This is a genomic window from Shinella sp. GW835-FHT14H05, from assembly GCF_058793575.1.
In genome coordinates this window covers 469358-482875 of record NZ_JBXAFY010000001.1, presented here as the reverse complement: position 1 = coordinate 482875, position 13518 = coordinate 469358, and the positions used below count along the sequence as shown (strand labels likewise).

Genomic DNA, 13518 nt, shown 5'->3' with positions numbered 1-13518 from the left:
GGACGAAGTTTAGTCGACGTTGAAGACCAGCGACTTGACCTGGCGGATCGCGTCGTTGGTGCGCAGCTTGTTCAGCACATCGTCGGAGAGGGCGGCATCGACATAGAGCAGCGCGATCGCATCGCCGCCCTGCTTGTCGCGGCCAAGCTGGAAGTTCGCAATGTTGACGCCGGCCGCACCGAGCGTCGTGCCGATGAAGCCGATCATGCCGGGAACGTCCGTGTTGGTGATGTAGACCATGTGGTTGCCCACATCAGCGTCGAGGTTGATGCCCTTGATCTGGATGAACCGCGGCTTGCCATCGGAGAAGACGGTGCCGGCGATCGACCGCGTCTGGTTCTCCGTCTTGACGGTCAGGCGGATGTAGCCGTCGAAGACGCCCGACTTGTCGCGCTTGACCTCGGACAGGATGACGCCCTTTTCCTTGATCATGACCGGCGCCGAAACCATGTTGACGTCGGAAACCTGGGTGCGGATGAGACCGGCAAGTGCAGCACTAGTCAGCGCCTTGGTGTTCATCGTCGCGGTCGCGCCGTCGTAGAGGATCTCGATTTCCTTGATCGCGCTTTCCGTGACCTGGCCGACGAAGGCGCCGAGCACGTCGGCAAGCCGGATGAACGGCTTCAGGATCGGCGCTTCCTCGGCGGTGATCGATGGCATGTTGATGGCGTTGGAAACGGCACCACGCACCAGGTAATCCGACATCTGTTCGGCGACCTGCAGGGCGACATTCTCCTGCGCTTCCGTGGTCGAGGCGCCGAGATGCGGCGTGCAGACGACGTTCGGCAGGCCGAAGAGCGGGCTTTCCTTGGCGGGTTCGACTTCGAAGACGTCGAAGCCGGCGCCGGCGACCTTGCCGGACTTCAGCGCTTCGGCGAGATCCGCCTCGACGACGAGGCCGCCGCGGGCGCAGTTCACGATGCGCACGCCGTCCTTCATCTTGGCGATCGCCGCCGCATCGATGATGTTGCGGGTCTTGTCCGTCAGCGGCACGTGCATGGTGATGAAATCGGCCTCGGCGAACAGTTCGTCGAGCTCGACCTTCTTCACGCCCATTTCCTCGGCGCGCTCCTTTGAGAGGAACGGGTCATAGGCGATGACGTGCATCTTGAGGCCAATGGCGCGCGAGCAGACGATCGAGCCGATATTGCCGGCGCCGATGACGCCGAGCGTCTTGCCGGTGATCTCGACGCCCATGAATTTCGACTTCTCCCACTTGCCGGCCTGCGTGGAGGTGTCGGCGGCGGGAAGCTGGCGGGCGACGGCGAACATCAGGGCGATCGCGTGTTCCGCCGTGGTGATCGAATTGCCGAAGGGCGTGTTCATGACGATGATGCCGCGGCGCGAGGCGGCCGGGATATCGACGTTGTCGACGCCGATGCCGGCGCGGCCGATGACCTTGAGGTTGGTCGCCGCCGCGATCAGCTTTTCCGTCGCCTTGGTGGCGGAGCGGATGGCGAGGCCGTCATAGTTGCCGATGATCTCGGCGAGCTTGTCCTTGTCCTTGCCGAGCTGCGGCTGGAAATCGACATCGACGCCGCGATCGCGAAAGATCTGGACGGCGGTTTCCGACAGTTCATCGGATACGAGTACGCGAGGTGCCATGGGAGGCCTCCTTCAATTGGGTGAAGCAATTCCAGGAAAAGTGTGAAGCGGTTTTCCGTCCGGAATTGCGGTAAATAAAGGGAGATGAGATCAAAGGTGGCTTCGCCCGAAGGACGAAGCCGGTCGCGAAAAAATCAGGCCGCAGCCTTGGCAAGCGTCGCCTTCTGGGTCTCGAAAGCCCACGTCAGCCACGGCATCAGCGCTTCGAGGTCCGCGGTATCGATGGTCGCACCGGCCCAGATGCGCAGGCCCGACGGGGCATCGCGGTAAGCGCCGATGTCATAGGCGACACCCTGCTTTTCGAGCAGGGCGACGAGACCCTTGGCAAAGGCGGCCTGTGCATCGGCGTCGAGCGCTGCCACGTCCTTGTCGGCGATGGTCAGGCAGACCGAGGTGTTGGAGCGCGTTTCCGGCTTTTTCGCCAGGTTGGCAATCCAGTCGTTGGCCTCGACGAAGTCGAAGATCACCTTGGCATTCGCATCAGCGCGCGCCATCAGCGCCTTGAGGCCGCCGATCTCCTTGGCCCAGAGGAGTGCATCGATATAGTCTTCGACGCAGAGCATGGAGGGCGTGTTGATCGTCTCGCCCTGGAAGATACCCTCGATGATCTTGCCGCCCTTGGTCATGCGGAAGATCTTCGGCATCGGCCAGGAAGGCGTGTAGCTTTCGAGACGCTCGACGGCCCGCGGCGACAGGATGATGACGCCATGCGCGCCCTCGCCGCCCAGCACCTTCTGCCAGGAGAAGGTGACGACGTCGAGCTTGGCGAAATCGAGGTTCTGGGCAAACGCGGCCGAAGTCGCGTCGCAGATGGTCAGACCCTTACGGTCCGCGGGAATGAAGTTCGCATTGGCGACGCGCACGCCAGAGGTGGTGCCGTTCCAGGTGAAGACCACGTCACGGTCGAAATCGATCGTGGAAAGGTCGGGCAGCAGGCCGTAATCGGCCGTGATCTTGCGGGTATCGGGGAGCTTCAGCTCCTTTACCACGTCGGAAACCCAGCCCGAGCCGAAGCTTTCCCAGGCGACCATGTCGACGCCGCGCGGGCCGAGCAGCGACCACAGCGCCATCTCGACGGCGCCGGTATCGGAGGCCGGCACGATGCCGATGCGGTAATCCGCCGGCACTTCCAGGATTTCACGGGTGAGGTCGATGGCCTGCTTGAGCTTGGTCTTGCCGACCTTGGCGCGGTGCGAACGACCGAGCGCGGCATCGGAAAGCGCTTCGAGCGACCAGTTGGGGCGCTTCGAGCAAGGGCCAGAAGAAAAATGGGTGTTGTTCGGACGCACGTCCGGAGCGGCGACGGTCTTCGTCATGATTGCTATCCTTCCAGATAGATAGCTCCTCGTTGGGGAGGAGTGTCCCGCCGCCGTGAATATGGAAGAGACCTTTTGAAGTCAAGCGGATTATGTCGCGAACGAAAAATAATCCGGCGCAATGGAAACGGCGCGCCGGTTGCCCGACGCGCCGCTCCAGAAACCAATGGGATGGATATTACCAGGTGGTAACGCGAATGCCGGCGCGGATCTCGTGCTTCTGGAAGCCGTCGTCACGCCCGCGGGCGCTCACCGTGCCGACGCCCGGCACGTCGGTGCTGCCGCCAAACATCTTGCCGCCCGCCATGTCGGTGAAGCGGTAGCCGAGGTCGAGCTTCACGCGGTTGGTGAGATCGACCGAGGCGCCCGCCATCAGCGCATAGGTGAAGCGCCAGCTGTCGCCGCCCTTCACCCGGAGCTCTTCGAAGGTCTGCCCGCCGCAGGAACCCGTGCCGTTTTCGCAGTTTGCCTTGGCCCGGAAGCTGTCCCAGTTCATGTAGGTCACGCCCGCGCCGGCGCCGACATAGGGCGTGATGCCGGCATAGGTGCCGAGGTCCACATAGCCGTTGGCGAGGAGATGCGCAGCGTTGTAGTCCGCCTTCTGGCCGAGGCGGCAGGTCGTGCCGGCCGGCGCCGTGATGCAGGGCGAATCGATGTCCGAACCGCCGCGCAGCGAACCGCTGAAGAAATCCGTCGTCAGATCGGCGCGCAGGAAATTGTTGAACTGGTAGCCCATACCGACGCCGTAGGAGACCGGCTTGGAGAAGCGCGCATCGTCGAAGTCGCCCTCGGCAAAGGTCGATCCGAACGCCTCGATCCGGTAGTCCGGCTTGTCATGGTTGACCCAGCCGGCATAACCGAGATCGCCGCGGATATACCAGCCTTCCGCCACGCCACTCTCGGACACGTCGATTTCCGGCGCGTTGATGATGTCGAGGTCGCTCGCCGGCGCGCTCGTCGCGATGAGGCCGGCAAGAACGGCGATGCCAAGCGGTGCAATACGACGAAACATGGTCTCATCCCTTGAGGCCGGCACGGCCGGCGGTTGCGTGGAGGGTGCTAGGCCACGCATCGGGGGCCGCCTTACACCGTTGGTTAACCATAAATCTTAAGGAATGAAGAAACGGTTAAGTGGCCGGTTTTCCAGGCGATCGGCAAAACAAAAGGCCGCCCCGAAGGGCGGCCTTTAGAAGAGGTTTGGCGTGATGCCGCTTATTTGTAGACCGGCTGCTCGACCGGGATGTCGACCGGCGGAATATAGGCCTGCTGTTCGCAGCCGTTGAAGGAGTAACGCAGGCCAGCGCGCGCCTCGTGGCTGTAGAAGCCCTTGTCGCGGCCCGGACCGCCGCCGACATTGTAGCCGAACATGTTGCCCTTGGTGACATGGCGGAAGCGGTAACCGAGGTCGGCCTTCAGGTTGCAGGTCAGGTCGACGGAGGCGCCGGCCATCAGCGCATAGGTGAAGCGCCAGCTCTTCTTGCCGCGGTGGTGGAAGGTCGGGTCGCAGTTCGTCGGATCGCCGTCGTCGCACGAGGTGTTGTCGAGGCCCTTCCAGTTCACGTAGGTGCCGCCGATGCCGGCGCCGACATAGGGCGTGATCGAACCGTAGGTGCCGATATCCACATAGGCGTTGGCGAGCAGGCTGAGCGCGGTGAGCGACGAGACGTCCCGCGACGTGCAGTTCGGCGAAACGCCGCAGCCGCCCGAGGTCGAGCCCTTGAACTTCGACTTGAACATGTAGTCGAGCGTCACGTCCGTGCGGAAGTGCTCGTTGATCTGGTAACCAACACCGCCGCCGAGCGTGAAGCCGCTCTTCAGGTCCGTGGAGTCGAATTCACGCACGCGGTCGTTGGAGCCCTGGAAGTATTTCGCGCCGCGCAGCTTGTTGTAGGACCAGCCCGTGTCGCCGCGCAGATACCACCCGCCCGTCTCGATGATGGTTTCCTGAACCGGCGCCTCGACGACCTCCGGCTGGTAGATATCGGCTGCGTAGCCGGTCGTGCCCGTCAGCAGGACCGCAACGACGCCACTCAAAACTTTCCTCATGGCCTTGCTCCAATAGGCTTTTGCTTGGCATGCCCGGCACACCGGATTCCAAGTCCCTCGATCAGGAGTGGATAATGGCGAGGAAAGGTTAAGGGCCGATTAACTACAAACATTTACCGTCTTTGTTAACGAGCGTTCACGAATTCGGTAAACAACACCTAAAATTCGAGTAATCTTCCAAAGAACTTCATCGGCAAAAAAGAAAAAGGCCGGCGCATCGGCACCGGCCCTTAAGAATAGATGAATCGAACAGGATCAGGCGGCGTTGCGCACGGAGCCGATCACGGCGACCAGGTCGTCGACGATGCGTTCCACCTTCGCCCGGTCGTCGCCCTCCGCCATGACGCGGATCAGCGGTTCGGTGCCGGAGGGGCGGATGAGCAGGCGGCCGCTCTTGGCGAGCTCGCTTTCGGCATCGGCGATCGCCTGGCGCACCGCGGCATCCTCCAGCGGCTGGCCCGCCTGGATGCGCACGTTCTTTAGCACCTGCGGCACCGGCTCGAAGCGGTTGCACACCTCGCTCACCGTCTTGCCGTTGCGCTTGACGCAGGCGAGCACCTGAAGGGCCGCGACGAGACCGTCGCCGGTCGTGCCGAAATCCGACAGCACGATATGGCCGGACTGTTCGCCACCGACATTGTAATCGTGCTGGCGCATATGCTCGACGACATAGCGGTCGCCGACCTTGGTGCGCTCAAGGCCAAGACCCTTGCCGGTGAGGAACCGTTCAAGCCCGAGGTTCGACATGACGGTGGCGACGATGCCGCCGCCGCGCAGCATTCCATCGGCCGCCCAGCTTTCCGCGATGACGGCCATCAGCTGGTCGCCGTCGATGATCTTGCCGTTCTCGTCGATGATCTGCACGCGGTCGGCGTCGCCATCGAGCGCAATGCCGATATCGGCGCGCACCTCGTGCACCTTGCGCTGCAGGGCATCCGGATGCGTCGAGCCGCATTCGAGGTTGATGTTGAGGCCGTCCGGCTCATTGCCGATCGTCACGACGTCGGCACCCAGTTCCCAGAGTGCCGCCGGCGCCACACGGTAGGCGGCGCCATTGGCGCAGTCGATCGCGACGCGCAGGCCCTTCAGCGTCACGTCGCGCGGCAGGGTGCGCTTGGCATGTTCGATATAGCGATCATGCACGCCGTCGATGCGCTTGGCGCGGCCGATCTCGGCGGACTTGGCGAGCTGCGCCGTGATGTCCTTGTCGAGCAGATCCTCGATTTCCATCTCGATCTCGTCGGAAAGCTTGTAACCATCCGGGCCGAAGAGCTTGATGCCGTTGTCATAGAACGGGTTGTGCGAGGCGGAGATCATCACGCCGATATCGGCGCGCAGCGAGCGCGTCAGCATGGCGACGGCGGGCGTGGGGATCGGGCCGAGGATGAAGGCATCGATGCCGGCGGCGGTGAAACCCGCCACCATGGCGTTTTCCAGCATGTAGCCGGAGAGGCGCGTGTCCTTGCCGATCACCACGCGGTGGCGGTGCGCGCCGCGGCGGAAGAGCGTGCCCACGGCAATGCCGACCCGCATGGCAAGGTCCGGCGTCATCGGGAAGATGTTGGATTGTCCCCGGATACCGTCCGTGCCGAAATAACGACGTTTCATGTTCTCTCCTGAAAATCGCCGGCCTGGGCTGCGCTTATAGCGCTGCGCCCGGCTCTCAAGCGTCCATTCTGCCGCCCGCGCGCCCATCTCAGGGCAGAAGGCCGAAATACAATAATTCCGCCCTGTAATCTAATCCTTAAAACGGCGTAGAGCTGTCATACTTCTTTGCCACAAAAGCCGGCAAAGAGCATCCACCGCCCTATCAGAATTCATTACAGCCCGTTACCTAAAGAAAACGGCCGGAAAAGGATTTCCGGCCGTTTTCAATTCGGTCGATGGGATCGCTTATTGCGGCTGCGGTTCGAGACCGCCTTCCGCCTCGCCACCCTTCTTGTGGCCGGCCTTCGGCACGGCCGAACCGCGGTGCGGCGGCGTGTCGTCGCCGAGGTCGCGCGCGGGCTTTTCGCCACGGATCAGCGCCTTGATCTCTTCACCCGTCAGCGTCTCATATTCGAGCAGGCCTTCGGCCAGCGCCACGAATTCATGGTTCTGTTCGGTGATGATACGCTTGGCCTCGGAATAGGCCTCGTCGATCAGGCGGCGGATCTCGTTGTCGATCTTCTGCGCGGTCGCTTCAGAAACGTTCTTCTGCTGCGCGACCGAATGGCCGAGGAAGACTTCCTGCTGGTTTTCACCATAGGCGACCTGGCCGAGCTGGTCGGAGAAGCCCCACTGGGTCACCATCGCGCGGGCGAGCTTGGTCGCCTGCTCAATGTCCGAGGATGCGCCGGAGGTAATGTTGTCCTTGCCGAAGGTGATTTCCTCGGCAACGCGACCGCCCATCATGATGGCGAGGCGCGAGACCATCCACTTGTAGCTCATCGAGTAGCGGTCGCCTTCCGGCAACTGCATGACCATGCCGAGTGCACGGCCGCGCGGAATGATCGTCGCCTTGTGCAACGGATCGGCGAGCGGAACCTTGAGCGCGACGATGGCATGGCCGGCCTCGTGATAGGCCGTCAGCTTCTTCTCCGCCTCGGTCATCGCGGAGGAGCGGCGCTCTGCGCCCATCATGATCTTGTCCTTGGCGTCCTCGAACTCCTGCATGGTGACGAGGCGCTTGTTGCGACGCGCGGCCATCAGGGCAGATTCGTTGACGAGGTTCATCAGGTCGGCACCGGAGAAGCCGGGCGTACCGCGGGCAAGGATCTTGAGGTCGACGTTCGGCGCGAGCGGCACGTTGCGCACATGCACCTTGAGGATGCGCTCGCGGCCGACGATATCCGGGTTCGGCACGACGACCTGGCGGTCGAAACGGCCCGGACGCAGCAGCGCCGGGTCGAGAACGTCCGGACGGTTGGTCGCAGCGATCAGGATGATGCCTTCGTTCGCTTCAAAGCCGTCCATCTCGACAAGGAGCTGGTTCAGCGTCTGCTCGCGTTCGTCATTGCCGCCGCCGAGACCGGCGCCGCGATGACGGCCGACGGCATCGATTTCGTCGATGAAGATGATGCAGGGTGCGTTCTTCTTCGCCTGCTCGAACATGTCGCGCACACGGGATGCACCGACACCGACGAACATTTCGACGAAGTCCGAACCGGAAATGGTGAAGAAGGGCACGTTCGCCTCGCCCGCGACGGAACGTGCGAGCAGCGTCTTACCGGTACCGGGCGGGCCGACGAGCAGCACGCCGCGCGGAATGCGGCCACCGAGGCGCTGGAATTTCTGCGGGTCGCGCAGGAATTCGACGATTTCCTCGAGGTCCTGCTTGGCTTCATCGACGCCGGCGACATCAGCAAAGGTGACGCGGCCATGCGCTTCGGTCAAAAGCTTGGCCTTCGACTTGCCGAAACCCATGGCGCCACGCGAGCCACCCTGCATCTGGCGCATGAAGAACAGCCAGACGCCGAGGATCAGAAGCATCGGCAGCAATGTGCCGATATAGCTCAGGAACCCGGACGAACCGTCCGTCTCCGGCCGTGCGCTGACGACGACGTTCTTCGCCTCCAGGCGCTGGACGAGCGAGTTGTCGCCGGTCGGCGCATAGGTCTGGAAGGTCGCGCCGGTCTCGACATAGCTGCCGACAATCTTCTCGCCGGTGATGACGACTTCCTTCACCCGGCTCGAGTCGACCTCTTTGAGGAACTGCGAATAGGGGATTTCCCGCGAGCCGGTCTGCGCCGGGCTCGTCTGGAACATGCTGAACAGCGCGATCAGCAGGAGGGCGATGATCGCCCACAGGGCGAAGTTTCGGAAATTGGGATTCATCGAACTTTCCGGGCACTTTCCCGGCCGGGGTCTCCCGGCCGCTTCTTTGATGCCTAACATAGGGTCGCCGTGCGGCCTTGCCAAGGCAAAGCGCGCGCCCCCGGGGCTTTTCTCATAATATCGTCAACGCCGGAGAAGCTTCGGCATCGACAGTCATCGATACTTTAGCACAACGCTTTCGCCCGCGCCTTCATTCGTTAGGCGGAGACGAAAACGCCGGGCGCCCGAAAATTGCCGCGAGCGCATTGGCAAGCGGCAGATCGAAACGCGGCAGGAAACGGGCATAGGGCGCGATCTGCCGCTCGATTACCGCTTCCTCCGCAGGCACCACCCCGCCCTGCTCGAAATTCAGGCATAGCATGGCACGGCTGGCGCGCAGAGCCGGTCCGCGAAGGCCGGTGCCATCGGTTTCACCGGCCGGCGACACCACGATCGTCTGGCCGCTCCGGTTGGTCACGCGGAACCTGCCGTCCCACATGGCAGCCTCCCCTGCCGGGAGCACGGCGCGCTCGATTCCGCGATATTCGCGATAGAGGAACAAATCCTCGCGGCGGCGGTCGAAGACCACGCGGCCGGCGGTCAGCCGCGACAGTGTGCCGCTGGCGAGAAAGGCCCGCAAGCGCTCGGCCGACGCTGCCTCCAGCGCATGCACCCGACCTCCCACCGTCGCCGCCAATAGCAGCAGGCCGCGCCATGCCGACGGATCGGCCAGGACGATATCGATCGCGGCCGATTCCATCGCGACGAAGGCCTCGCCGGCTCGAACATTTCCGGCGAGAAAGCCCGCCGCGCGCTCAGAATGCAACGCCCTGTCATCGTTGGCCTGTTCTGGCGCCTCGCCCCTTTGGCGCAGGCGCACCCGTTCGAAACGGGGATTGTCGTTGCTCGGGTCGTCGAGCCAACTCTCGCCATGAGCGACGAGAAACGCCCTGATAACGGCCCGTTCCACCAAGAGGAACGGCCGCAACAGCCATACAGAGCCGTTCAGCAAAACGGCATCCGCCATGCCGGAAAGGCCGATGCCCTCAGGCGCACGCGCGGCGCGCATCGCAACCGTTTCGTTCTGGTCATCGCTGTTATGGGCGGCGAGGATTGCGTCCGCGCCCATTTCGATGGCGGCCTCGGTGAGCAGGTCGTATCGTTTTTCACGGGCGGCGGCTTGCAGGCCGGCAGCGGGTTTGTCGCCGTGCCAGCGGCGGGTGACATGCGCGATGCCGTGTCGTGCGCAAAGCGCTTCGACCCACCTTGCCTCCTCGGCCGAGCCGGCGCGAAGATCGTGGTCGATGGTGCAGGCGGAAAGGGTGATGTCCGGATAGCGCCCGGTGGCGCAAAGCGTGGCAAGCGCCACGAGGAGCCCGGTCGAATCGCTGCCACCGGAAACGGCGATCAGCAGCCGCGCGGGGCGCTTGAAACTTTGCAGCAAACGGCCGGCTGCCTCTGCGAGGGGATTTCCCGCGCGGGCCACGGCGTTTGCCCGGTCGGCAATCAGCAGGACAGGCGGCCCTGTTCGGACGTGACCTTGCTCTTCACGGCCTTGGAGGCGTTCGGGTAACGCTTGTTCACTTCGCGCAGCGTCGCGCAGGCGGTCTCGCGGTTGTCGAGAGCGGCAAGCGACATGCCGAGCTTCAACAGCATTTCCGGCGCCTTCTTCGACTTGCTGAACGTCTGGTGCGCGTTCAGGAAGGTCTTTGCGGCATCGTTGAAATTGCCCTGCGAATATTGCGCCTCGCCGAGCCAGAAATTGGCGTCCGCCGCCTTCTCACCGCTCGGGAAGATGTCGAGATAGTCGCGGAACTCGCGCTCGGCGAGCTGGTAGTCGCCGGAAAGCACATGGCCGTAGGCGACCTGGTAGAGGTCGTCCGGATTGTCGAGCGAAGCCGTCGACGACTGCGAGGCCGCCGGCAGGCCGCCATCGACGCCCGGCAGCGAATTGTCGTTGCCGATCGAGGCGCTCTGGTTGTCGAGGTCCGGGTTCGTCGCGGCACCGATCGGGTTGCCGTTCTCGTCGAACTTGATCGAGCCGAGCTCCTGCGGCCCGGCGCCGCCGTTGCCGTTTTCGGCGCCCAGCGTGTCGGTCCCGGCGGTATCATCCGCCGGCACCCTGTTCGAAGCGATCTGCTGGTCGGCAGTGCCGCCGTTCACCGGCTTGTCGAGCGCGCCGCTCTTGCCGGAGCCGCCGCTCTTTTCGATTTCCTGGAAGCGGTACTCGTTGTCTTCCTGCGTCTTGCGGAGCTGTTCCTGCATCTGGAGGAGCTGGTAGCTCATTTCCTCGATGCGGCCGTTGAGGCTGCGGATCTGCTCTTCGAGCTGGCCGACGCGCGGATCCATGGCCTGCGCCAGGATCACGTTGCCCTCACCCGACCGTTCGCTGTGGGCCGGCAGGAAGCCGTTCGCCAGCGCCGACAGCGGCGAAGCGCTGATCGGCCCGACCATGCCTGCTACCGCTGCGAGACTGAGAACGCCTGCCGCGACAAGTTTCTTCATCTATCTTCGTCCTGTTGGTCCCATGATGCGCCGAAGCGCCGCCGAAGAGTTTTCCCATATGCACTCAAAAAGCAACGGAGTTCGGCCAAAGTGTGTTGAAAAAAGAAAGGCGGCCTCTCGGCCGCCTTTCGCACCATCCTTCCGAAGAAGGAATTACATGCCGGCGCCGCCGAGAACGGTGACAGCGCGGCGGTTCTGCGACCAGCAGGAAATGTCGTCGCAGACGGCGACCGGCTTTTCCTTGCCGTAGGAGATGGTCTTCATGCGGTTTGCCGGAATGCCGCGCGATGCGAGATACTGGCGGGTCGCGGCAGCGCGGCGTGCGCCGAGCGCAAGGTTGTATTCACGCGTGCCGCGTTCGTCGGCATGGCCTTCGACCGTGATCGCGTAGTTCGGGTAGCGCTGCAGCCACTGGGCCTGGCGATCGAGCGTCGCTGCGGCATCGGCGCGAACCGACGAGGAGTCGGTGTCGAAGAAGATGCGGTCGCCGACATTGACCGTGAAGTCCTGCTGCGAGCCCGGCGTCGCGGCACCGGCGCCGCCGTTGAGGCCGAGGTCGCCGGCATTGTTCGGCATGTTCTTCTTGGAGGCGCAGCCTGCAAGGGCGAGCGTCATGAACAGGGCGATCATCACCGGGTTGCGGGCGATGGTCTGCATGCGGCCAGCGGCCGGGGAATGAATGCGGCTCATGAGCCGGTCTCCTTGCGTCAGTTCTTGCGTCAAGTTCATTGAAGCAGCGGTTTCAATCAGGGTTGCCAGACTGTAACCGCGAGCGGTTAATCCGCATTCAACGATTATGGTTAACGATTGCTTGTAAGACCGTCCCCGGCCCCTTGCCTAAAACGGAAACGGGCCTGCCCGTCTCGCCTTGCGCCCTGATTTACAGGACTTTGCGGCAAGAACGCGGCAGGCCCGCCACATATATGGTGCTACTCCAGAAGCGGCGACCAGGCCGGGTCGGAGGCGAAGCCCTTGGTCTGCACGGCCTGCTCGTTATAGCCGGAAAGGTCGATCGAATAGATCTGCGGACCACCAGCGCCGGCCGCCTGGCGGAAGAACATCAGCACGCGGCCGTTCGGCGCCCAGGTCGGGCCTTCATTGTGGAAGCCGGAGGTGAGGATGCGCTCGCCCGAACCGTCCGTCTTCATCACGCCGATCGAGAACTTTCCGCCCGACTGCTTGGTGAAAGCGATGAGGTCGCCGCGCGGAGACCAGACCGGCGTGGAATAGGAGCCGTCGCCGAAGGAGATGCGACGCTGGTTGGAGCCGTCGGCGCCCATCACGTAGAGCTGCGGCTTTCCGCCGCGGTCGCTTTCGAAGACGACCTGCGTGCCGTCCGGCGAATAGGAGGGCGAGGTATCGATCGCCGCCGTCGAGGTGAGCCGCGTCGTGGTGCGCGAGCGCAGGTCCATCGTGTAGATGTTGGAATTGCCTTCCTGCTGCAAGCTCATGATGACCTTCTGACCATCCGGCGAGAAGCGCGGCGAGAAGGTCATGCCCGGGAAGTTGCCGACCACTTCGCGCTGCCCCGTCTCAAGCTGGAGCAGATAGACGCGCGGCTGGTTGCCCTCGAAGGACATGTAGGTGATTTCCTGGCGGTTCGGCGAGAAGCGCGGCGTCAACACCAGTTCGTTGGCGTTGGTCAGCGCGCGGGCGTTGAAACCGTCCTGGTCCATGATGGCGAGCTGGCGCTTGCGGGCCGTCTTCGGGCCGCTTTCGGCGACATAGACGACGCGGGTATCGAAGTAGCCCTTCTCACCGGTCAGGCGCTCATAGATCGCATCCGCGATGATATGCGCGACGCGGCGCCAGTTTTCCGGCTGGGTGTAGAACTGCTGGCCGGTCAACTGCTGGCCGGCAAAGGTGTCCCAGAGGCGGAACTCGGCGCGCAGGCGCCCGTCGCCCTCCTGCGTCACGCGGCCCGTGACGAGCGCCTGCGCATTGATGACCTTCCAGTCGTCGAAGCGCGGCGGCTGGTCGGGGTTGGAAATCTTCTCGATGAAGGCCTGCTTGTTGACCGGTGCGAAGAGACCGGACCGCTTCAGGTCGGCCGCGATCACGTCGGTGATGCGCTGGCCGAGATCGCCGGCTGCGACGAAATCCGTCACCGCGATCGGCAGCGGTTCGACGTTACCCTTGTTGATGTTGATTTCCACGAGCGCCCAGGCCTGCGGCAGGCTAGCCACAAGGCCGGTCAGCACGACCAGGAATCGGAGGAGGTTGCGTCTGAACATCTATCTAGGCCTTCCTA

The 13518-nt window shown here is 63.4% G+C and carries 10 protein-coding genes; all 10 read right to left on the bottom strand.

The genetic code is table 11. From position 1 onward, the window contains the following. Positions 1-9: 9 nt before the first annotated feature. The 10 genes from serA to tolB all read right to left on the bottom strand — a co-directional run bounded on the left by serA (position 10) and on the right by tolB (position 13501). Positions 10-1605: a phosphoglycerate dehydrogenase gene (gene serA / locus AC1Q6Z_RS02310; protein ID WP_256121006.1), complete on the bottom strand. Its 1596-nt coding sequence runs from the start codon at positions 1603-1605 to the stop codon at positions 10-12. A 134-nt stretch (positions 1606-1739) separates the two neighbouring features. Then, complete coding sequence (locus AC1Q6Z_RS02305) at positions 1740-2921, bottom strand: phosphoserine transaminase (protein ID WP_492646590.1); 1182 nt, start codon at positions 2919-2921, stop codon at positions 1740-1742. A gap of 178 nt (positions 2922-3099) precedes the next feature. Further along, positions 3100-3933, bottom strand: a complete 834-nt coding sequence (locus AC1Q6Z_RS02300) for an outer membrane protein (RefSeq protein ID WP_492646589.1) — start codon at positions 3931-3933, stop codon at positions 3100-3102. A 200-nt stretch (positions 3934-4133) separates the two neighbouring features. Further along, complete coding sequence (locus AC1Q6Z_RS02295) at positions 4134-4967, bottom strand: outer membrane protein (RefSeq protein WP_439615967.1); 834 nt, start codon at positions 4965-4967, stop codon at positions 4134-4136. A gap of 255 nt (positions 4968-5222) precedes the next feature. Continuing rightward, positions 5223-6575, bottom strand: a complete 1353-nt coding sequence (gene glmM, locus AC1Q6Z_RS02290) for a phosphoglucosamine mutase (RefSeq protein WP_319321071.1) — start codon at positions 6573-6575, stop codon at positions 5223-5225. 285 nt (positions 6576-6860) lie between these two features. Beyond that, positions 6861-8783 (bottom strand): ATP-dependent zinc metalloprotease FtsH, encoded by a 1923-nt coding sequence (gene ftsH, locus AC1Q6Z_RS02285; RefSeq protein ID WP_256121001.1) that lies wholly within the window; start codon positions 8781-8783, stop codon positions 6861-6863. Between the two features lie 190 nt (positions 8784-8973). After that, positions 8974-10248 (bottom strand): tRNA lysidine(34) synthetase TilS, encoded by a 1275-nt coding sequence (gene tilS, locus AC1Q6Z_RS02280; protein WP_492646588.1) that lies wholly within the window; start codon positions 10246-10248, stop codon positions 8974-8976. Positions 10249-10268: 20 nt separating this feature from the next. Then, the gene (ybgF, locus tag AC1Q6Z_RS02275; RefSeq protein WP_492646587.1) at positions 10269-11267 is read right to left on the bottom strand and encodes a tol-pal system protein YbgF; all 999 of its coding nucleotides are present in this window, start codon (positions 11265-11267) and stop codon (positions 10269-10271) included. 153 nt (positions 11268-11420) lie between these two features. After that, positions 11421-11957, bottom strand: coding sequence for a peptidoglycan-associated lipoprotein Pal (pal, locus tag AC1Q6Z_RS02270; RefSeq protein ID WP_256120998.1), 537 nt, complete (start codon positions 11955-11957; stop codon positions 11421-11423). A gap of 239 nt (positions 11958-12196) precedes the next feature. Next, complete coding sequence (tolB, locus tag AC1Q6Z_RS02265) at positions 12197-13501, bottom strand: Tol-Pal system beta propeller repeat protein TolB (RefSeq protein WP_256120997.1); 1305 nt, start codon at positions 13499-13501, stop codon at positions 12197-12199. Between the last annotated feature and the right edge of the window lie 17 nt (positions 13502-13518).